Raw genomic sequence first — 21,284 nt, 5'->3', positions numbered from 1 at the left:
CCATGGATGCCCTCAAAGGAACGACTAACTATCCTGTTATAAAAATTCACGGGCAAGAGATTGTAACGACAGAGGAGCCGGTTATTGACGAAATTCCACTTACCATTTATTTGAACGGCAAAGAGCTGGTAACGATGTTGGCTGCCGCCGGCGAGGAAAATTATCTGGTTGTAGGGTTTCTGGCGACAGAGGGTATTATTCAAAAAGTAGACGACATTAAGACGCTTACTATTGATACGGTAACGGGCGTTATTCATGTTACAACCGTTTCCGGAGAAATTGCCGCGGAAAAAATGTTTTTAAAACGCTATTTAACAGCCTGCTGCGGTAAGGGGCGCAGTGCCTTTTATTTTGTCAATGATATTTTGACCGCTAAGACGGTAGATACCAAGATTACACTTACTCCGGCTGAGGCTATGCACTATTCTGAATTATTGGAGGCCGCATCGGCAACATTTCGCCTTACTGGCGGTGTGCATGGAGGTGCATTGGCGGCACATGGCGAATTGATTTATTGGAGCCAGGATATTGGGCGGCACAACGTATTCGACAAACTGTATGGCCGGTGTTTGCTGGAAGGAGTTAGTACGCAGGATAAGATACTGGTTTTTTCCGGACGGGTATCTTCGGAGATATTGCTAAAAGTAAGCAAAATGAACATATCGGTTATTATTGCCCGTTCAGCTCCCACAACCTTGGCTCTTGATATGGCTGAAGAGCTTGGTGTGACAGTTGTTGGCTTTGCGCGGGGGAAGCGTTTAAACGTATATAGTCATCCGGAACGGGTTTTAGGACTCGAAAGCTGAACAACCGGCAAGGCAATAAGGAGGATGTAGCAAGTGGCGCTAAAAAAAGTACGGATACAGGATGCGGTTGGTATGGTACTAGGACACGATATGACCAAAATTGTTCCCGGTGAGTATAAAGGACCGGCTTTTAAAAAAGGACATATTATTCAAAAAGAGGATATTCCCCATCTGCTGAATATTGGCAAGGAACATATTTATCTTTTTGAATTGGGGGAAGGCCAGCTCCATGAGAATGAGGCGGCTGAGCGGCTGGCTGCGGCAGTAGGCGGCACCAATACGTTTTTTAAAGAGCCGTCAGAGGGTAAAGTACAGATTGTTGCCAAACAGGCCGGCCTTCTGAAAGTCAATCGCGAAGCGGTAACGAAAATAAATTCGGTTAACTATATTGTGTTATCGACCTTACACAGCAATCTGCTGGTAAAAAAAGATGAACCGCTGGCCGGGGTGAAGGCGATACCTTTGATTGTCGACCGTCAACTGGTTGAAGCTGCGGAAAAAATAGCCGGTGAGTATCAGGATATTGTTGCCGTAAAACCCTTACAATCTTTGAAAACAGGAATCATTACGACCGGCAACGAGGTCTTTTATGGGCGTATCCAGGACAGATTCGGGCCGGTGCTGCAAGAAAAAATAGCAACCTATCAAGCGGTCTTTAGCGGTATTACCTTTCAACCTGACAATGCGGAGAAAATTTCGCAGGCCATTATGGATTATGTTCATGACGGCGTAGAGATCATTATTGTTACCGGTGGCATGTCGGTTGACCCTGATGACGTAACGCCGGATGCGATCAGGGCAACCGGTGCCGAAGTGATAACCTATGGGACACCGGTATTGCCAGGTGCCATGTTTATGCTGGCTTATTTGGATAAAATCGCCATACTTGGGCTGCCGGCATGCGGCATGTTTTCAAAAATAACCGTATTGGACTTGGTATTTCCTCGAATATTGGCCGGCGAAAGATTGACAAAGCAGGATTTTGCTGAGATGGGATATGGCGGTTTATGCAAAGGCTGTGAGGAATGCGTATATCCTCATTGTCCGTTTGGAAAGTAAGGAGGAATGCTCTCATGTCAGTTCAACTAGAGACCGCGCAAAAAATTTTACTTGATTTAGTGTCAGTAATGCCTAAGGAACAAGTGGTATTGCAGGACTGCTGGCGGCGGATCCTGGCTGAGACGGTAATTGCCGACATGGATTTTCCACCGTTTGATCGGTCACCACTTGATGGCTATGCCATAATTGCCGAGGAGGTGGCTGGCGCAACTCCCGCAAATCCGGTAACTCTTCGCCAGATTGACTACGTACCGGCAGGCGAAAATCCCAGTAAGCCGATTAGTACCGGGACGGCTTGCCGCATTATGACGGGGGCTCCGCTGCCCCCCGGAGCTACAGGCGTTATTCGTTTGGAGGATACGGTCAGTCAGGAAGAGCGTGTAAGTATTCTAAGCGGCGGCGGCGCAGAAAAAAATATATGCCTGCAGGGGGAAGAAATTTCTCAAGGTGAAGAGGTCGTTGCCCAGGGAACTATCATAAATACCGGGGTAATGGGAATGTTGGCTGCTCTCGGCAAGAGCCGGCCTTACGTTTTTCGTAAGCCACGTGTGGCCCTGATAGCTACCGGCAGTGAGATTCTAGGCATTGATTGTCCATTGGTACCGGGAAAAATTCGCAATTCCAACAGCTACATGCTGAGCGCCCAGGTAGCGGAAGCCGGCGCTCAGGCAGTACTTTTAGGTAATGTCGCGGACAATATTGACGAAATTTCGCGCTTTTTAGAAACGGCTGCCGATTGTGATGTCTTTATAACCACCGGCGGTGCCTCGGTAGGCGATTACGATCTTATTGGTGAAGTGTATAAAAAGATGGGGATTACGCTGCTGTTTGACCGGGTCAGCATGAAGCCGGGAATGCCTGTGCTGGCGGGAATCCGGGCTGGCAAGCTGTATATTGGCCTATCAGGCAACCCCGCAGCGGCCGCAATTTCATTTGAACAATTAGTTCGGCCGGCGTTAATGAAAATGGGAGGCCGTAAGGTTTGGTGGCGGCCGCAGATCCGGGCTGTATTGGCTTCACCTTTTATGAAAAAGACGGGTGCCAAGCGTTTTGTCTGGGCGCGGTGCTGGCAAACAGATGCCAATATTTTAGTGGAGCCATTACATAGGCAAGGCAACGGCATGCTGAAAGCGGCTATTAGAGCGAATGCATTAATCGTTGTTCCCGAAAATTCGCCGCCATTATCGGCAGGAACCGAGGTAGAAGTAATTTTACTAGCGGATGCTTAAATAGAAAATTTGTCATACCAGAAAACTGGCTACACTGATCCATTGACGAAAACGTTAACCAAGACTATACTTATGTCTACAGAATGAAGTTATACATTCTGTTGCTTAATAAAAACGGCTGAGATAGACAGTCGTTTTTCTCTTTTAGTAAGCTTGTCATATTCTTTCCGGAAAGCAGTTTTTCGCAGAAAACAATCATTGGGGAAAGCTTTTTGGATCGACGATTATTATGTTGGATTATCAGTAACCAAGCGGACACGGGCAGCAATTTGGTAAATAATAGTGTGACTAGAAAAAACTTTGTGAAAATTTTTTCAAAATCGTGCAGGAGTTTTTTCAAAAAGATGGAATAAAACCAAAAGATTAATATTTCGATCCCAAAAGCAATAATTTTAGACTGAATTGCAGGAAAAGCCTACTCAAGTGCTAAAAATTCTAGTTGGGGGGGAGAACTTTGGAAAAAGTTCTGACAGTATGTCCGTATTGCGGCGCTGGCTGCCAGATGTATTTACTGGTGGAAAACGACACAGTAGTCGGTGCTGAGCCAGCAAACGGACACATTAATGAAGGTGAACTCTGCTTGAAGGGTCACTATGGCTGGGATTTTCTAAACGACACTAAAATTGCGAGCAAACGTCTGACCAAGCCGTTGCTCAGGTACAATCGGAGTGATGAATTTCAGGAAGTTAGCTGGGATGAAGCACTGGATTTTGTAGCTGCTAAACTAAAGGCGATTAAAGAGAAATATGGGCCTGATGCAATTATGGGTTCCGGATCGGCCCGGGGGATGGGTAACGAACCTAATTATCTGATGCAAAAATTTATGCGCGCGGTGATCGGCACCAATAATGTCGACCATTGCGCCCGTGTTTGACACGCTCCCTCTGTAGCCGGTCTGGCTGCATCATTTGGTAGCGGAGCGATGACAAATTCCATTCCGGAAATTGAAGATGCCACTTGTTTGTTTATTTTTGGCTATAACGGAGCAGACGCTCACCCGCTGGTGGCCCGGCGGATTGTAAAAGCCAAAGAAAAAGGGGCCAAGATTATTGTTATCGATCCCCGGAAAACGGAATCCGCCAGAATTGCCGATATCTGGCTGCCGATAAAGAATGGTTCCAACATGGCGGCGGTTAATAGTTTTGCTAATGTAATTCTGGCAAAAGGCTGGGAAAATAAAGAATATATAGAAAAGTATACGGCAGGCTTTGCAGAATACAGAAAAACTGTGGCTAAATATACGCCAGAGTATGCACAGCAGATTACAGGCCTTGATCCCAAACTTGTGGAACAAGCCGTGGAAATTTACGCCAAATCGGCAAGATCATTTATCCTCTATGGTATGGGTGTATGCCAGTACAACCAAGCCGTTGACGTGGTTAAAGGATTGGGCAGTTTGTGCCTGTTAACCGGACAAATTGCCAAACCCAGTTCAGGCATTGGGCCTGTGCGCGGACAAAACAACGTGCAGGGTGCCTGTGATATGGGAGCACTGCCGAATGTGTTCCCCGGTTACCAGTCGGTTACCGATCCGGCAAATCGCGAAAAATTTGCCAAGGCCTGGGGTGTGAAGAGTTTACCGGATAAAGTGGGGTATGCACTCACTGATGTTCCCCACTGTGTGGAAGAAGGAAAGTTAAAAGCTTTTTATATTATTGGCGAAGATCCTGTCCAGAGCGACCCGGATGCCGCCGGCGTGAGAAAGGCCTTGGACGAGTTAGAGTTAGTCGTCCTGCAGGACATTTTCATGAACAAAACGGCTTTGCATGCCGATGTCATTCTACCGGCGACCGCCTGGGGGGAACATGGCGGAGTATTTAGCGGTGCGGACCGCCGGTTCCAGCGCTTCCGTAAAGCGGTAGAAGCTAAAGGCGACGTTAAGGACGACTGGGTAATTATTGGCGAATTAGCAAAACGTCTCGGATATGAAATGAACTATAAAAATACCGAGGAAATTTGGAATGAAATGATTAGTTTGACTCCCAGCTTTGCCGGGGCAACCTATGAAAAACTTGAACGGTTGAGCAGTATCCAGTGGCCGTGCCGAACAGCAGAGGATACAGGCACACCTTATTTGTTCAAAGGCAATGTATTCCAAACTCCTAGCAAGAAAGGCAATTTCTTTGCCACTGAATGGCGACCGCCGGTTGAGAAGCCTGATGCGGAATATCCGCTGGTTCTATCCACCGTGCGCGAAGTTGGACATTATTCCGCGCGCACGATGACCGGCAACTGCTGGGGACTCGCCAAGCTAGCCGATGAGCCGGGCTATCTCCAAATTCATCCTGACGATGCCGAAAAACTTGGTATTGAGGAAGAAGAACTGGTACGTGTGACGTCCCGCCGTGGCTCGGTTGTTACCAGAGCCTTGGTGACAGACCGGGTACGCGCCGGTGTTGTATATATGACGTATCAGTGGTGGATAGGAGCGTGCAATGAACTGACCATTCATGTTGTCGATCCCATCTCCAAAACTCCTGAATATAAGTATTGTGCAGTCAAAGTGGAAGCTATCCAAGATCAGAAAAAGGCCGAAGAGGAGCTTACTGCCGCCTATAACGACCTTAAACGTAAATTGGGTGCTGTTGTTGCGGAGTAAAACTTATTGCTAAGGAGGTAAATATGGAAAAGTTGAGCCCGTTTGTTGTTGGGGACGGGGAGAAATGCATAGGCTGTAAGGCCTGTGAAATCGCTTGCCATGTATCCCATAATGTTGAGGGGATTACGGCAGGCAACATTGACACCCCTGTATTTCCCAAGTTGTTTGTCACCCGCGTGGATGAGGTGACTATGCCGGTGCAGTGCCATCATTGCGAGGATGCACCTTGTGCGCAGGCGTGCCTGCAAAAAGCAATTTATTTTGAAGGCGATAAAGTCTTAATTCAGACAGAAAAATGCAAAGGCTGCAAAGACTGCCTGGTGGCCTGCCCGTTTGGCGCCGTGGAACTCGTACCCCGTTTCATAAACGGACAAGAGGTCATGCAGGAGAATTTAGGCAAACCGCTATTATATGGTAATAAATGTGATCTTTGCCATACCCGTGAAAAAGGTCCTATCTGCGTCGAAGTTTGTCCGGAAAAAGCATTGCGGCTGGTAGAGCCGCATAAGGAAAAAAAAGAAAAGAATAAAAAAGCTGTCGCGACAATTGTCGGCATGTTTAAAAAATAGGAGGTGAGTACTATGCAATATACAATTGAAATTGATCAGGAATTATGCACCGGCTGCCAGCGATGTACGAATGTATGCCCTGTCGGCGCGATTGGCGGACCGGAAGGAATGCCGGTAGATATCAATTATGATAAATGCTGCTTCTGCGGCCAGTGTGTGCAGATTTGCAGTGCCTATCAGGAATATAAATCGGAGACCACTAAGCCCCGGGAAATTAAGATGCAGGAGCGCGGTCTGCTAGACAATGTGAAAGAGCCATTGTTTGCCGCACATAATATGGGGCACGTGCAGCAAGTATGGCAAGCGCTTAATGATCCTGATGTAGTGACAATGGTGCAATGTGCTCCGGCTGTCCGGGTTGGCCTGGCAGAAGACTTTGGTATGGAATCCGGTGAACTGGTGGCCGGCAAAATGATTACCGCCTTGCGAAAATTAGGTTTTGACAAGGTTTATGATACCAATTTCACAGCCGATCTGACCATTATGGAAGAAGGCAGTGAGCTTATTAAGCGGATACAGGAAAATGGTGTTTTGCCGATGTTTACTTCCTGTTGTCCGGCTTGGGTAAAATATGTTGAGCAAGAGCATTACGATTTGCAGGCAAACCTGTCCAGTTGTAAATCTCCCCAGCAGATGGCGGGTGCGTTGTTCAAGACATACGGCGCTCAGGTAGATAAGATAGATCCCAAGAAAATAGTCAGTGTGTCGGTTATGCCCTGTACCGCCAAAAAATTTGAAGCTGCCCGTCCGGAAATGAAAGCAAGCGGGTTTCAGGATGTCGATCTTGTTCTGACTACCAGAGAATTAGCTAATTTAATTAAGTATGCCGGCATTGATTTTAAACACCTTGAGGCTGGCAAACCGGATTCCGTACTGGGAAACTATACCGGTGCCGGGCATATCTTCGGCGTTACCGGCGGGGTTATGGAAGCTGCACTGCGTACTGGCTATGAACTGATTACCGGTAAACCCATAGATGATGTCAACATCCTGGAGGTTCGCCACAGCCAGGGAGTAAAACGGGCTACTATTCAGGTAGGCGATTTAACGATTAAGACAGTCGTTGTTGCCGGTTTGGCCAATGTTGAGCCTGTTCTTGAACAAATAAAAAATGGTACCGCCGATTTCCAGTTTGTTGAGGTTATGGCTTGTCCGCAGGGGTGTATTAGCGGCGGCGGTCAGCCGAAAGTGCTGTTAGAGACCGAACGTACAGACGTTTATGCCAAACGCATGGATTCTATGTATAAACATGATGAAGAGTTGCCGCTGAGAAAATCGCATGAGAATCCTGAGGTGGCTAAACTTTATAAGGACTTTCTGGGTAAACCGCTGGGGCATAAATCGCATGAATTATTACACACACATTACGTAAGGAGGGGATAGAGCATGCTGGACACAGCTTTTGTTATCGGCAACCCTGACTTATGTATAGGCTGCCGCACGTGTGAGCTTGCGTGTGTGTTAGCGCATACCAAAAAGCAGCTTGGCACCGAAGAAATTAAGAGCGTGCCGTTCTTACCGCGATTGTCGGTAGTTAAAACAGAAGATATCAGCGTCCCTATTCAATGCCGCCAATGTGAAGACGCCCCCTGTGCGGAGGCTTGTCCCGAGAAGGCCATTGTGCATCGAGGGCAGGCAATTTATGTGCTTGCCGAGAAATGTGTCGGCTGCAAAAACTGTTTGCTGGCTTGTCCGATAGGGGCTGTTTATTTGACGCGTACAGCCGAAAACGCTCCTCAAAAAACGGCTTATAAATGTGATTTGTGTGCCGAAATACCTGACGGGCCACAATGTGTGCAAAAATGTCCGACTAAGGCCTTGAAGATTATGCTGCCGGAATCAATTGCTAGCAGTGTAAAAGAAAAACGGGTCAATGCCGTACGGAACGCTTAAAAAACGATTACATCTCCAGGTATTAGAAAACCCGGCTAACGCTGAGCCTTTGGCGAAAGCGCTAATCGCTGGTTGCACTTATGTCAACAGAATTCTGTTATAAACTCTGTTTAACTAAGAAAACATCTGTGGCACTTTTAGTAAAGGCCACAGATGTTTGTTTGTTAATCAGCCATTTAGTTTTTCGACGTTAACCGCACATACTTTATATTCGTAGGTTTTGGTTGTTTTATCTGCATTGCTGCTGGTAAGTTCATTTGTCGGGGTTGCAAGATAGTGGAAGGACATCCAGATAACTCCCGGCGGGACACGGTCTGTAACCCAGGCTTTCGTTTGCACTTGGCCGCGCCGCGAGGAAACACGAATACTATCCTGGTCCTGAATTTTTAGGCGCTTGGCATCTTCCGGATGAATCATGGCCTGTTCTTCGGAACGGAAGTCGGTCAGTGTTTTGGAGTAGCCGGGGGTAGTGATGTTATAGTGGTAGAGAATACGGCCGGTACTCAGCAGGAACGGATAAGCAGCATCCGGTTCTTCGCCGGGAGGCTGGTGGTCAATGGCTTTAAACCTGGCGATACCGCAGGTAAACTTGCCTTTGTCATGAAGATACGGAGTGCCGGGGTGAGTTTTGTCCGGAACCGGCCATTGCAGGCCCGCTTCTTCCAGGCGATCAAAGGAGACACCCGCATAGATCGGGCTAAGCGAAGCCATCTCGTCCATGATTTCGCTCGGATGATTATAAGACATCAGATAGCCCATGCGGCTGGATAAATCTGTCAGGATACGCCAGTCGGCGCGGCTGTTGCCAATCGGGCTGATGGCCTGGCGAACCCTTTGGATACGGCGCTCCGTATTGGTAAAGGTACCGTCTTTTTCGGCAAAGGATGCTCCCGGCAATACGACATCGGCTAATTTCGCCGTTTCGGTGAGAAAGAGATTCTGGACAACCAGAAAATCCAAATGGTTGAGCGCTTTGCGGACATGATTGGCATCGCCGTCTGTTAAAACAGGGTCTTCACCCATAATATACATGGCCTTTAATTCGCCACTGATAGCCTTGTCGAACATGTCAGGAATCATGAGACCAACTTTAGCGGATAACGTAACTCCCCAAGCTTTTTCAAACTTCTCCTGAACCATGGGAAAATCAACCTTTTGGTAGCCCGGATAGACATTGGGCAAAGCGCCCATGTCGCAGGCACCCTGAACGTTATTTTGACCGCGGAGCGGATTTAGGCCGGTATAGGGTTTGCCGATATTGCCTGTTAATAGAGTAAGGTTGGCTAAACTCATAACATTGTCTGTGCCGCAAACGTGTTCGGTAATTCCTAACGTATAAAAAATCTGGGCCCGTTCGGCAGTGCCGTAGATCTTCGCCGCTGCGAACAACAAATGTTTGGGAACACCGGTAATGTGCTCCACATACTCCGGCGTATACTTTTCTACGGTTTCGGCAACCTGGTCAAATCCGTGGGTGCAGGATTCAATAAAGGTTTTGTCATGCCAGCCGGATTGAATGATAATATGCATTAACCCATTGATTAAAGCAATATCAGTGCCTGGTTTCAGGCGCAGCCAGACATGGGATTTGCCAGCCAGTTCCGTTTTGCGGGGATCAGCAACAATCAGCGTAGCACCGTTACGGAGCGCCTGGCGCATCTTCGCGCCGATGACAGGATGCGCTTCTGTTGGATTGGCGCCGACAACAAACAAGACTTTGCTGTGGGGTATTTCGTTGATGGAATTTGTCATGGCACCTGAGCCGAATGAAGTGGCCAGACCGGCCACAGTGGGGGCGTGTCAGGTACGTGCGCAGTGATCAACGTTATTAGTGCCAATCACTGCGCGCATGAATTTTTGCATAAGATAGTTATCTTCATTGACACAGCGGGCAGAGCTAAGCGCTGCCAGCGCATCGCCGCCATGGACGGATTTTATTTCATTAAACCTTGTAGCAACTAAATCAAGTGCTTCATCCCAGCTCGCCTCCACAAATTTGCCGTTTTTCTTAATTAACGGCGTGGTCAGGCGCTCAGGACTATGAATATAGTCAATGCCGAAACGGCCTTTTACGCAGGTTAGGCGGCCGTTAACCGGACTGTTTACATTGGAGGTAACACCGATAACCTTATCATCTTTGACATTTAGATCAAAATTGCAGCCTACGCCGCAGAATGGGCATGTTGTTTTGACTTTCTTATCCGGTAAACCTGCTTGGTGCATTGGTTTTTCAGTAAGGGCACCTACCGGGCAGGCAGATACACAAGTTCCGCAAAACACACAACTGGCTGAATCGACAAGCGGTACGTCATAAGCCGGTGCTACTTTGGTATCAAAACCCCGGTTTGTCCATTCAAGCGTGTCACAACATTGGATTTCCCGGCAGACCCGGACGCAGCGCCCGCATAAAATACATTTATTATTATCGCGAATAATAAAGGGGTTGCTGTCATCAATGGCATATTTACGGCGTTCACCGTTAAAGCGAATTTCCCGGACGCCCAGTTGATTGGCCAGCGACTGCAACTCGCAATCCAGGCTGCGTTGACAGGATAAACAATCTTGCGGGTGGTTGGCTAAAATAAGTTCAACTACACTTTTACGTGCTTCCCGGATTGCCGCCGTGTTCGTCCGTACTACTAGGCCTTCGGAGACAGGATAGGTACAGGCGGTAACAAGCCCTCTGGCTCCCTCTACTTCTACAACACAGACCCGGCAAGCACCTTCCGGGGTTAAATCAGCCAGATGGCACAAAGTAGGAATCGTTATACCTGCTTGCCGGGCAGCCTCTAATAGAGTGCTTCCTTTAGCGGCGCCAATGACCTGGCCGTCAATTGTTAGTTTGACCATTAACTGCAATCACACTCCTTGCTATAGTATAGAGAATACAGAAACCATTGAATGAAAATTATTTAAGAAGAATCAATTTCTACATTTAGTTAATAATATCCTCCTTTCGTGTATATAGGGGTAGCGCATCTAAACTGTTGAGGTAACTTAAGCCTATTATAGAAACTGATTGAGCATGGCGTCAACTGATTATTCTGAAGGGCAAGAATATTACGCCGAAACGAGATCGCTTTTGGCTGAAATGGCAACAAAGTGGAAATAATGTGTAATTTTTCAAGAACATATTTTGCCCGATAAGGGAGTACATACTAATATTGACATTGTAATTACCATTTATTATAATTAAACAAAATGTCTATGTAAGATGGAGTACAGTTTTAAAAATTCCATGGAAAAAGCTTAGATTTTGTTCGCGAAGTCGTGTAACTTATTTATCGGGGTAAGTATAAAAAATGAATTATAGGCAAAAACGGCGAAGAATGGAAAAGTAAGCTTGCATATCTGCCTAGAGAGGAAGCCCTTGGCTGAAAGGCTTCTCAATGTGCAAGTTGAAAGTCACCCAGGAGCCGCCTCGCTGAATGTTATGTAGTAGGCGTGGCCGGACTGCCCCGTTATGGCAATGTGAGTGTTCGGCGCATTTTTGCCGGAAATCAAGGTGGTATCGCGGAAGCAAAGCTCTTTCGTCCTTATGTGGATGAAGGAGTTTTTATATTACTAAGAAGTGTTATTTAGGAGGCCATATGGAACAAGAGCAGATTAACAATATTTCTACTGTTTATGACCCGCAGGCGGTGGAGGCCAAATGGTACAAGTTTTGGGAAGATAACAGGTTATTTCATGCGGAAGTTGCCCCCGAAGAACAAGCCTTTAGCATTGTTATACCGCCGCCTAATGTAACCGGTCAACTTCACATGGGACATGCGCTTGATGAAACCCTGCAGGATATTCTTATTCGGTTTAAACGTATGCAGGGCTATAATACCCTGTGGATGCCCGGGACCGATCATGCCGGTATCGCCACGCAGATTAAAGTGGAGGAGGTTCTGGCACAGGAAGGCAAGACCCGCTACGATCTGGGACGGGAAGCATTTATTGACAGGGTTTGGGATTGGAAGGCCCAGTACGGCAGCCGGATTATTAACCAGCTTAAACGGTTAGGCGCTTCGTGTGACTGGGAACGGGAGCGCTTTACAATGGATGAAGGCTGCTCCCAAGCAGTACGTGAAGTTTTTGTCACTTTGTATGAGCAGGGCCTTATTTATCAGGGAACCCGGATTACGAACTGGTGTCCGCGCTGCAATACCGCACTCAGTGATATTGAAGTTGAACATGAGGAAAAGCCGGGTCATCTTTACCATGTACGGTATTTGGTAGAGGGTACTGACGATGAGTATGTTACGGTAGCGACTACCCGGCCGGAAACCATTTTGGGAGACAGCGGCGTAGCTGTCCATCCTGAGGATCAGCGCTATAAACGTCTGGTTGGTAAATACTTGATTCTGCCGTTAATTGGCCGCCGGTTGCCTTTGGTGGCAGATGAATATGTAGATCCATCTTTCGGAACAGGCGCCGTCAAGGTTACCCCGGCTCATGATCCTAATGACTTTGAAATGGGTCTCAGACACAAGCTTGCCGAGATTGTTGTTATCAATCCGGACGGCACAATGGCGGCCGACACCGGTAAATATGCCGGTATGGACCGCTACGAATGCCGTAAAGTGTTGGTCAACGATTTAAAAGAGCAAGGTTATCTTGTAAAAATTGATGAACATAGCCATGCTGTCGGCCAGTGCCAGCGTTGCAGCACAGTAGTTGAACCGTTAATTTCCAAGCAATGGTTTGTGAAGATGGAACCACTGGCTAAACCGGCCATCGAGGCGGTAAATTCAGGCCAAATTCAATTTGTACCTGAACGGTTTACAAAAATTTATACAAATTGGCTGGAAAACATCCGGGATTGGTGTATTTCCCGGCAAATCTGGTGGGGACACCGGATTCCGGCCTGGTACTGTGAAGATTGCGGCGAAGTAACTGTGTCCCGGGAGGACGTAACAGCCTGCCCCAAATGCGGCGGCAAGGTGGAACAAGACCCGGATGTACTTGATACCTGGTTTAGTTCAGGGCTATGGCCGTTTTCTACCATGGGCTGGCCTCAAGCTACAGCCGAACTCCAACAATTTTATCCGACAAGTGTTTTAGTAACCGGTTATGATATTATCTTTTTCTGGGTAGCCAGAATGATTATGATGGGACTTAAGTTTCAAGAGAATATTCCTTTTAAGCATGTATTTATTCACGGATTGGTCCGGGACAGCCAGGGCCGGAAAATGAGCAAGTCGCTCGGCAATGGCATTGATCCGCTGGAAGTGATTGACAAATACGGCGCGGATACGTTGCGTTTTATGTTGATAACCGGCAATACCCCGGGTAATGATATGCGCTTTTATTGGGAACGGGTTGAGTCAAGCCGGAACTTTGCCAATAAAATCTGGAATGCATCCCGGTTTGTTCTGATGAACCTGGAAGGGTTTGATTCGAACTTCAAACCTGATGCGAATCAGTTCACACTTGCCGATCGTTGGATTTTGAGCCGGTATAATGCCACCATCCTGGATGCAACCCGCAATCTGGAGCACTTTGAACTAGGGGAAGCCGCCCGCCTGATATACGAATTTATCTGGGATGAGTTTTGCGATTGGTATATCGAATTGGCCAAAAGCCGCCTTTATAATAAAGACGAAGCGGTCAGCCGCAAAGTGGCTCAGTATGTGTTAAGTTTTGTCCTGAGCAACACCTTAAAGCTATTGCATCCGTTTATGCCTTTTATCACCGAAGCCATCTGGCAGAACCTGCCTCACAGGGGAATTAGCATTATGACGGCCACTTGGCCGCGAGAAGATGAAAAACTGGCTAACCATCAGGATGAACAGCTCATGAACGTTATCATGGAGACAATAAAATCTGTTCGCAATATGCGAGCCGAAGTCAATGTGCATCCGGGTAAGAAGAGTCAAGTTATTCTCAAAATAGCGTCAGGGGAGCTAAAAGACCAAATAGAGGCCAATGCCGCTTATATTAAGACCTTAGCTGTTGCTGAGCCAATTACTATTCTTACCGGCCGTGATGATATTCCTGAGAACGCTATGACGGCCGTAGTGAGCGGTGTGGAAATTTATTTGCCGCTTAAAGGTCTTATTGATGTGGAAAAAGAGACTGCTCGTCTAAACAAAGAGCTAAACAGTCTTGACAAAGAGTTAGCGCGGATCAGCGGCAAACTTAATAATCCCGGCTTTACCGCCAAGGCTCCTGCCGATGTCATCGAGAAGGAAAAAACCAAGCAAGCCGAATATTTGGAGAAGCAAGCAGCAATTAAAGAACGCTTGGCCTATTTGGCTCATTTATAGATATCCAGTATTAAGAAAAGACTTGGCTTGTGCCAAGTCCTTCAGGACGCCGGCAGAAGCTTTAGTCGTTCTTACTTATTATCAGCAAGGTTAGCCTTGCTGATAATGCGAAAAAGCGGAGGTGCAGCAGATGAATTATGAACAAACGTTAGCCTACCTTGAGAATCTAAGTAAGTTTGGTATTAACCTTGGAATGGCGCGCATTGAGCGGTTGCTGGAGCTCATGCAGCATCCGGAACGTCGTTTCAAATCCCTGCATGTTACCGGTACGAACGGCAAGGGATCTACAACCGCGATGCTGTCTGCCATTTTATCTGCCAGCGGAATTAAAAATGGCATGTATACGTCACCGCATCTGCATGACTATCCGGAACGTATGGTAGTCAATGGACAAGAAATAACCAAAGAAGAATTTGCGCAGGCAGTTACTTATACAAGTCATTTTGTTGAGCAAATGTTAAAAGACGGTTTTGAACAACCGACAGAGTTTGAGGTGCTTACTGCTGCTGCCTTCTACTACTTTGCTGCCGTTGGCGTAGAGTATGCTGTTATTGAAGTTGGCTTAGGCGGACTTTTAGATTCTACCAATGTTATTATTCCGGAAATATCCGTAATAACGAATGTCACACTTGAGCATACGGACCGCTGCGGCTCCACGATTGCCGATGTGGCCAGGCATAAAGCCGGCATTATTAAAGAGGGTGTGCCGGTAGTAACGGCGGCAAGAGGCGAGGCACTCGCTATTATCAAACGGACGGCCAAAGAGAAACATGCTGCGGTCTATGTAAAAGAAGAACAGTTTTTTAGTGAATTTAAAGGCTTGACCGACGGAAAACAACGAGTCGCCATAAACGCCGGCAGCTTGGGTCAACTGGAAAGTGATCTGAATATTATTGGCTGTCATCAAGTGGAAAATAGTGCGGTAGCTGTTACGACGGCGCTGTTAATGGCAACCAATGATCAGCGTGTTATTCCGGAGACAATCAAGAGCGCCCTTAGTACAGTCAAGTGGCCCGGACGGTTTGAAATCGTGCCCGGTGAGCCAGTTATTATTATCGATGGTGCCCATAATCCTGATGGTGCCAGGGTCTTACGCCAAAATCTCGATCAGGTATTTCCGGGAAAACAAATAACATTTGCTTTGGGAATTTTACGGGATAAAGATGTTTCCGGAATAATCCGTGAGCTTATTCGCACCAGTGATACGGTGGTAACTGTTCAGCCGCTTTCTTATCGGGCAGCTACACCGGAAGAAATTGCCCAGGAAATAGAGGCCCGACATGTGGAAGCGGCTGCTTCTATTGAGCAGGGCATTGATCGAGCCAAAGAACTTGCCGGGCCTAATGGTATTGTTTGTGTGGCCGGTTCCTTGTATTTGATTGGCGAAGCCCGGCAGATTATCTTTAGAAAGTAGACAAACTCCCCATAATTGTATATAATAAATACTGGCGCTTGGGGCATAGTTCAAGCGCCAGTGATGCTTTGGCTTTAAAATTTTAATCGTAGGTGAAGCCGTGCATATTGCATATTCGTTTAATACTCAAAATCAATATCGGCTTGACTATCTGATCGAGCACTGCATCTTAGCGGTGGCCTTTTTTTTACCGCTGTCATTAAACTTGACAACACTGTTTCTTAGTGCAGGGACTTTGCTATGGATAGCTAAGATGATATTATCTAGAAAATTGCTATTGAAACATACTCCCTTTGATAAAATTATTGGGCTTTTAGTCATTTTATCGGCTGCGTCAATCGCTGGATCGCCTGACAAAAACTTTAGTTTTTATAATTATTACCATTTAATGGGGCGGTATATTTTAACCTATTATCTAGTTATTAATAATTTATCATCCCTGTATCAGCTTCGGCGTTTAGTGTGGTCTGTGTTAGCTTCCGCTGTTGTTGTGTCTGCTTATGGGTTTTACCAATACATTCACGGAGTGGATATATCGACATTTCAATGGGTAGATGGCGAACAATTTCCCGAATTAAAAGTACGGGTTTTTTCAACCTTGCAGAACCCGAACTTACTGGCCGGCTTTTTGGTTGTGGTAATGTCTTTGGCTGCCGGTCTTGGCTTACATAGTGAATCAACTAAAGAAAGGTTACTGATGGCTGCGCTTATAGTGGTGTTGGGGATATGTTTAGTTCTTACCTATTCGCGTGGCGCATGGCTTAGCATTGTGGCTGTCATCGCGATTTGTGGACACTTGTACAGCCGGAAAATGTTATGGCTTTTTTTACTTATTCCGTTGGCTGTATTTTTCTGCCAAGATGCTGTTATGGAACGCTTGCTGTCCATCTTTAATCCGACAGACACCTCATCGACCCTGCGACTAGCACTTTGGGAAAGTACTGTTGCCATGATCTGCGACAAACCCTTTTTAGGTATAGGCTGGGGTGCTTATTGGCTCGTATATCCCGAATACGATTTCTTCTTAAATAACCCTGCTGCCAGAATTGTCCATGCCCATAACATGTATTTGCATATTGCTGCTGAAATCGGCATTCCGGGACTTATTGTGTTTTTATCCATTGTCTATAAACATACTAAGCTGGCAATCAATATATTGACCTGGACGAAAAATAAATGGGTAGCCGGTGTTATGCTGGGAGTGGTTGCGGCGATTCTTGGTTTGGCGGTAAACGGGTTTACTGATTATATTATGTTTAATATCCAGATGTCGATGTTATTTTGGTTTTTAAATGCGATTATTGTTGCCGTATGGAATATTGATTGCCGTTACAAATAATACCTTATTTGCATAAATTATCATTTTGCCGTAGCGGGTTATATCCTATATAATATTTAAGAGAATCATTTTCTAAAACAAATATATTGTGTAATTTTTTGTAAAAATCTTAATTAAATTACAATTGGCAGCAGGATTTATAATAAGTAGGGCGAATATATCAAAAATATTAGTTCACTTAGGTTTTAATATAGAGGATTGATCCCCTCTTTAATTTTTTGTGCGAAATCATGTGAATTTTCGCACAATCCGGTTAAGATAGAAGCTCATGGAGGTGCTGTGGTGAAATTAGCATATATCAAAAACTTGCTGGATGCCGAAGTACTCTATGGGGCGGAGTGGCTTAACAGAGAAGTAAAAAGTGCCTGTGGTTCAGACCTTATGAGTGACGTTTTGGCTTTTACTCAGGAACATGCACTGTTACTGACTGGTTTGACTAATGTTCAAGTTATTCGTACTGCGGAAATGAGTGATTTGGCCGCCATCATGTTTGTGCGCGGTAAAAGGCCGGGTTCAGAAGTAATTGAAATGGCTAAAAAAATGAAGATACCACTACTGCTGACGGAACGGCAAATGTATGAAGCCTGCGGCATGTTATATAAAGATGGGTTGGCGGGGTGTTCGCCGAAGGAGGAAATTCTTTGCTGCCACGACACGGAATAGTATTGGAATTTAGCCTCATCGGCGGAGACTTTGACAGCGCAGGCGAAGCATCAAGCAAAATAAAGCGGACTCTTCAGCAACTTGGTGTGCGTCCTGAGATTATTAGAAGAATTGCTATTAGTGCATATGAAGCCGAAATGAATGTAATTATCCATGCGTATCGCGGCGTCATTCGGGCAGAAATATTTTCGGATCGCACTGAATTATGTGTAGAGGATGAAGGTCCTGGAATTCGTGATGTTGATCTTGCTATGCAGGAAGGTTACTCGACTGCACCTGATCATATTCGCGAAATGGGATTTGGGGCCGGCATGGGCTTGCCTAATATGGCGCGTTGCACAGATACGTTAGATATTCAAACTACACCAGGAATAGGAACAAAACTTAGTATGATTATCAACCACTAATAGAGTTTTAACTATATCTAGGGTGAGTGGTGAAAGTGATGGAAGAGCGTTATCATTCAGTAAGGCTGGCACCTGAACGATGTCAAGGATGTGTGAATTGCACGAAACGATGTCCGACCGAAGCCATCCGAATTCGCGGTGGCAAGGCGCATATAACATCGTCCAGGTGTATCGACTGCGGTGAATGTATCCGTCATTGTCCCAGCCATGCGAAAATGGCAGTGACAGACGATTTGATTGATTTGCAAAAATATAAATATAATATCGCCTTGCCTGCACCGTCGCTTTATGGGCAGTTTAATGAAGATATTCCGGTTAAAGCCATTTTGTCAGGTTTATTAAAACTGGGCTTTAATGAGGTATTTGAGGTTGCCCATGGAGCGGAAATTGTCTCGTTGGCGATCAAAGATTATCTCAAACGTCTTGATATTTTGCGCCCGGCTATCTCTTCGGCCTGTCCGGCCGTAGTAAGGCTTATTCAGGTCAAGTTTCCTGAGATTATTGATCATATTGTACCGTTTGACGCTCCGGTAGAAGTGGCCGGTCGGTTAGCCAGGGCGGAAGCCGAAAGGTTATATGACTTTAAACCGGAAGAGATTGGTACGTGGTTTATTACGCCCTGTCCGGCAAAAATGACAGCAGTTTACCAGCCGCTTGGCACGGAAAAATCGAGTATTAGTGGCGCTATTGCGATCAGCAAGATCTATCACGAGTTATCCAAGGTTGTATCTGTCGATGATCAAGATGCCCGCCGCCAGGCTTCCTGGGTAGGTGTCGGCTGGGCCGCGCCCGGTGGCGAGACATCTGCTATTGGTGTTGACAACACATTGGTTGTACATGATATTTACAATGTTACGAATGTGTTGGAACAAGTTGCCTTAGGCAAATTGAAAAGTGTTGATTATATTGAAGTACTGGCCTGTGCCGGTGGTTGTATCGGCGGTCCACTGACCGTTGAAAATCATTATGTGGCCGAACATCGCATGAAAAAACGGATTGAAAGGAAGAAGACACAGGATCCTAAACTGGGCATACGACCACGCTCTGATTATTCGGAATTTGAACTCGGCGTAGCCGGGCGGCGGGCGATCGAACCCAAACCCGCTCTTCGTCTTGATGCAGATATAAATAAGGCGATGTCCAAAATTGAAATGATGGATGTTACCTTGAAAAGTTTACCGGGACTTGATTGTGGATCCTGTGGCTCGCCGAATTGCAAGGCTTTAGCTGAAGACATTGCCCAAGGACGGGCCAGTATGACGGACTGTTTATTTTTGTTGCGCAAAAAGGTTCGGGATTTGGCTTATGAAATGGTAAACTTGGCTGATAAGCTGCCCCCTCCGCTTGATAAGGATCAAGATAAGTAGGTTGTTTTAATAAATCCGTGTTGGGAGGAGTATTCGTGAATGTTCAAGAATTAACGAAAGCTTTACCACTACGTGTTGTAGCAGGTCAGTCTAACCTAACGAAGGAGATCAGCGGTGGCTATGTTTCCGATCTGCTAAGCAATGTAATGGGGCAGGCGCGCTCCGGCAATATTTGGGTTACTATGCAGGGGCATCAGAATATTGTGGCAGTGGCATCACTGGCCGGTCTGGCCGCCATCATCGTTACCGGCGGCGTAGAACCTGATAAGGATGCGATTCGCAAAGCAGGATCGGAAGACATCGTCCTTTTGACCACAACACTTCCTTCCTTTGAAGTAGTTGGCCGGCTATACGGGCTGGGTATTACGGGGGAATGATGCGTCAGTTCGTGGCGGACCTTCATGTGCATACTCTGTTATCACCTTGTGCAGAAATTGAAATGACACCACATAATATTGTTATGAATGCTGTAAAGCATAAAGTTGATATAGTCGCCATTACTGATCATAACGCTTGTGATAATGTAGTTGCCGCTTTGGAGGCTGCGAAAGGAACCGATGTTACCGTAATTCCCGGGATGGAAGTCGAAAGTAAAGAGGAAGTCCATTTGCTTGTTTTATTCGAAAAAATGCGTCAACTTAAGGCCTGGGAACAATTTACCAAGCTGCATATGTCCGGACGAGTAAATGATGCTGAACGTTTCGGGGCTCAATTTATTGTTGATGCCGATGACAATTTTGTGGCTGAGAAAACGGAAATGTTGCTGGCTTCCCTGACCGCAGGGGTTGCGGAAATTTCTAAACAAGTTAAAAATATTGGCGGGATTTGTATTGCCAGTCACGTTGACCGGCCAACTTACAGCATTATCTCACAACTGGGCTTTATTCCACCTGATGTTGAATTGACAGCCGTCGAAGTTTCAAGACGTATGCGTGTCGCGCAGGCGCCGCAGCGTATTCCCGCTATCGGTCGCCTGCCCGTAATAACGGCCTCGGATGCCCATATAATGAGTGATTTTATTGATGGTCCTAAAACAAATTTTTATCTCGAAGAGCCAACATTAGGGGAAATCCGGCAGGCTTTGTTAGCTCAAAATCTACGAAAGGTGGTGGTTTAGCTAGTCGTTAAACCGCTTTACAAGGATAAGTGTGATTTTTTCATAAGGAGGAGTAAACATGAACAGCGACAAGGAAACGAAATGCTGCTGCGGTGGCGGCGGAGAGGTTAACAAGCTGGCAATGGACAAACTGGAAGAAATATTAGCAAAATTCCAGGGGGTAAAAGGTGCTCTTATTCCGGTGCTGCAAGAAGCGCAAAATGCGTATGGGTATCTGCCTAAAGAAGTGATACAGTTTATTGCGGAAAAGCTGGCAATTCCAGTTAGCCAGATCTATGGTGTGGTTACGTTTTATTCTCAATTTCATCTTAATCCCCGTGGAAAAAATATTGTTCGTGTTTGCCAGGGGACTGCCTGCCACGTGCGCGGGGCTAAAGCTATTCTTAAAGCACTGGAAGATAACCTGCAGATTAAAGCCGGCGGCACAACTCCGGATCTTAAATTCACATTGGAAACAGTGGCTTGCATCGGTGCCTGTGGTTTGGCGCCAGTCATGATGGTCAATGATGATACCCATGGTCGCCTGACACCTCAAATAATTCCTGAATTGCTGGCGAAGTACGCCTGA

17 protein-coding genes and 1 other annotated feature are annotated in these 21,284 nt (G+C 46.3%); of the genes, 16 read left to right on the top strand and 1 reads right to left on the bottom strand.

The features are described from left to right. The first annotated feature begins 2 nt into the window (after positions 1-2). The 7 genes from fdhD to BLR65_RS14770 all read left to right on the top strand — a co-directional run bounded on the left by fdhD (position 3) and on the right by BLR65_RS14770 (position 8,155). Positions 3-806 carry a formate dehydrogenase accessory sulfurtransferase FdhD gene (fdhD, locus tag BLR65_RS14800; RefSeq protein WP_093794964.1) on the top strand — a complete coding sequence of 268 codons (804 nt, stop codon included), beginning with the start codon at positions 3-5 and terminating at the stop codon, positions 804-806. Between the two features lie 33 nt (positions 807-839). Continuing rightward, positions 840-1,865, top strand: a complete 1,026-nt coding sequence (locus tag BLR65_RS14795) for a molybdopterin-binding protein (RefSeq protein ID WP_245692807.1) — start codon at positions 840-842, stop codon at positions 1,863-1,865. Between the two features lie 14 nt (positions 1,866-1,879). Continuing rightward, entirely contained in the window at positions 1,880-3,094 is a 1,215-nt protein-coding gene (locus tag BLR65_RS14790; protein WP_093794963.1) for a molybdopterin molybdotransferase MoeA, read from the top strand. A gap of 439 nt (positions 3,095-3,533) precedes the next feature. Continuing rightward, positions 3,534-5,693: a formate dehydrogenase subunit alpha gene (gene fdhF / locus BLR65_RS14785; RefSeq protein WP_483880993.1), complete on the top strand. Its 2,160-nt coding sequence runs from the start codon at positions 3,534-3,536 to the stop codon at positions 5,691-5,693. A 23-nt stretch (positions 5,694-5,716) separates the two neighbouring features. Continuing rightward, positions 5,717-6,262 (top strand): 4Fe-4S dicluster domain-containing protein, encoded by a 546-nt coding sequence (locus BLR65_RS14780; protein WP_093794961.1) that lies wholly within the window; start codon positions 5,717-5,719, stop codon positions 6,260-6,262. 12 nt (positions 6,263-6,274) lie between these two features. After that, on the top strand, positions 6,275-7,645 hold the full coding sequence (locus BLR65_RS14775) for a [FeFe] hydrogenase, group A (RefSeq protein ID WP_093794960.1): 1,371 nt from the start codon (positions 6,275-6,277) through the stop codon (positions 7,643-7,645). A 3-nt stretch (positions 7,646-7,648) separates the two neighbouring features. After that, on the top strand, positions 7,649-8,155 hold the full coding sequence (locus tag BLR65_RS14770; RefSeq protein WP_093794959.1) for a 4Fe-4S dicluster domain-containing protein: 507 nt from the start codon (positions 7,649-7,651) through the stop codon (positions 8,153-8,155). 168 nt (positions 8,156-8,323) lie between these two features. On the opposite strand, the gene fdhF (BLR65_RS30940) is transcribed toward BLR65_RS14770, so the two are convergent. Next, the gene (fdhF, locus tag BLR65_RS30940; RefSeq protein ID WP_093794958.1) at positions 8,324-11,005 is read right to left on the bottom strand and encodes a formate dehydrogenase subunit alpha; all 2,682 of its coding nucleotides are present in this window, start codon (positions 11,003-11,005) and stop codon (positions 8,324-8,326) included. A 466-nt stretch (positions 11,006-11,471) separates the two neighbouring features. Next, positions 11,472-11,696: a binding site (T-box leader), on the top strand. A gap of 49 nt (positions 11,697-11,745) precedes the next feature. Between fdhF (BLR65_RS30940) and BLR65_RS14760 the strand changes: the two genes are divergently transcribed. The 9 genes from BLR65_RS14760 to nuoE all read left to right on the top strand — a co-directional run bounded on the left by BLR65_RS14760 (position 11,746) and on the right by nuoE (position 21,284). Next, positions 11,746-14,409 (top strand): valine--tRNA ligase, encoded by a 2,664-nt coding sequence (locus tag BLR65_RS14760; protein ID WP_093794957.1) that lies wholly within the window; start codon positions 11,746-11,748, stop codon positions 14,407-14,409. A gap of 130 nt (positions 14,410-14,539) precedes the next feature. Further along, entirely contained in the window at positions 14,540-15,823 is a 1,284-nt protein-coding gene (locus tag BLR65_RS14755) for a bifunctional folylpolyglutamate synthase/dihydrofolate synthase (protein WP_093794956.1), read from the top strand. Positions 15,824-15,923: 100 nt separating this feature from the next. Further along, entirely contained in the window at positions 15,924-17,162 is a 1,239-nt protein-coding gene (locus BLR65_RS14750) for an O-antigen ligase family protein (RefSeq protein WP_093794955.1), read from the top strand. Positions 17,163-17,444: 282 nt separating this feature from the next. Beyond that, positions 17,445-17,825, top strand: coding sequence for a DRTGG domain-containing protein (locus BLR65_RS14745; protein ID WP_093794954.1), 381 nt, complete (start codon positions 17,445-17,447; stop codon positions 17,823-17,825). After that, positions 17,804-18,232 carry an ATP-binding protein gene (locus tag BLR65_RS14740; protein ID WP_093794953.1) on the top strand — a complete coding sequence of 143 codons (429 nt, stop codon included), beginning with the start codon at positions 17,804-17,806 and terminating at the stop codon, positions 18,230-18,232. Before BLR65_RS14745 ends, BLR65_RS14740 begins: the two co-directional genes overlap by 22 nt. A gap of 38 nt (positions 18,233-18,270) precedes the next feature. Then, positions 18,271-19,599, top strand: a complete 1,329-nt coding sequence (locus BLR65_RS14735) for a [Fe-Fe] hydrogenase large subunit C-terminal domain-containing protein (RefSeq protein WP_093794952.1) — start codon at positions 18,271-18,273, stop codon at positions 19,597-19,599. A 35-nt stretch (positions 19,600-19,634) separates the two neighbouring features. After that, complete coding sequence (locus BLR65_RS14730) at positions 19,635-19,976, top strand: DRTGG domain-containing protein (protein WP_093794951.1); 342 nt, start codon at positions 19,635-19,637, stop codon at positions 19,974-19,976. Continuing rightward, positions 19,973-20,716, top strand: coding sequence for a PHP domain-containing protein (locus BLR65_RS14725; RefSeq protein ID WP_245692805.1), 744 nt, complete (start codon positions 19,973-19,975; stop codon positions 20,714-20,716). Before BLR65_RS14730 ends, BLR65_RS14725 begins: the two co-directional genes overlap by 4 nt. Positions 20,717-20,774: 58 nt before the next feature. Continuing rightward, positions 20,775-21,284 (top strand): NADH-quinone oxidoreductase subunit NuoE, encoded by a 510-nt coding sequence (gene nuoE, locus BLR65_RS14720; protein ID WP_093794949.1) that lies wholly within the window; start codon positions 20,775-20,777, stop codon positions 21,282-21,284.

The sequence above is a fragment of the Sporomusa acidovorans genome (assembly GCF_900101845.1).
Classification (GTDB): Bacteria; Bacillota; Negativicutes; order Sporomusales; family Sporomusaceae; genus Sporomusa; species Sporomusa acidovorans.
Note: the sequence above shows the minus strand (reverse complement) of the source record. Positions and strands in the feature narration are given on the sequence as shown.

Coding starts and splice junctions, on each gene's coding strand:
- fdhD (WP_093794964.1), top strand. CDS start 3: ATGGATGCCCTCAAAGGAACGACTAACTATCCTGTTATAAAAATTCAC.
- BLR65_RS14790 (WP_093794963.1), top strand. CDS start 1,880: ATGTCAGTTCAACTAGAGACCGCGCAAAAAATTTTACTTGATTTAGTG.
- BLR65_RS14780 (WP_093794961.1), top strand. CDS start 5,717: ATGGAAAAGTTGAGCCCGTTTGTTGTTGGGGACGGGGAGAAATGCATA.
- BLR65_RS14775 (WP_093794960.1), top strand. CDS start 6,275: ATGCAATATACAATTGAAATTGATCAGGAATTATGCACCGGCTGCCAG.
- BLR65_RS14770 (WP_093794959.1), top strand. CDS start 7,649: ATGCTGGACACAGCTTTTGTTATCGGCAACCCTGACTTATGTATAGGC.
- BLR65_RS14760 (WP_093794957.1), top strand. CDS start 11,746: ATGGAACAAGAGCAGATTAACAATATTTCTACTGTTTATGACCCGCAG.
- BLR65_RS14755 (WP_093794956.1), top strand. CDS start 14,540: ATGAATTATGAACAAACGTTAGCCTACCTTGAGAATCTAAGTAAGTTT.
- BLR65_RS14735 (WP_093794952.1), top strand. CDS start 18,271: ATGGAAGAGCGTTATCATTCAGTAAGGCTGGCACCTGAACGATGTCAA.
- BLR65_RS14725 (WP_245692805.1), top strand. CDS start 19,973: ATGATGCGTCAGTTCGTGGCGGACCTTCATGTGCATACTCTGTTATCA.
- nuoE (WP_093794949.1), top strand. CDS start 20,775: ATGAACAGCGACAAGGAAACGAAATGCTGCTGCGGTGGCGGCGGAGAG.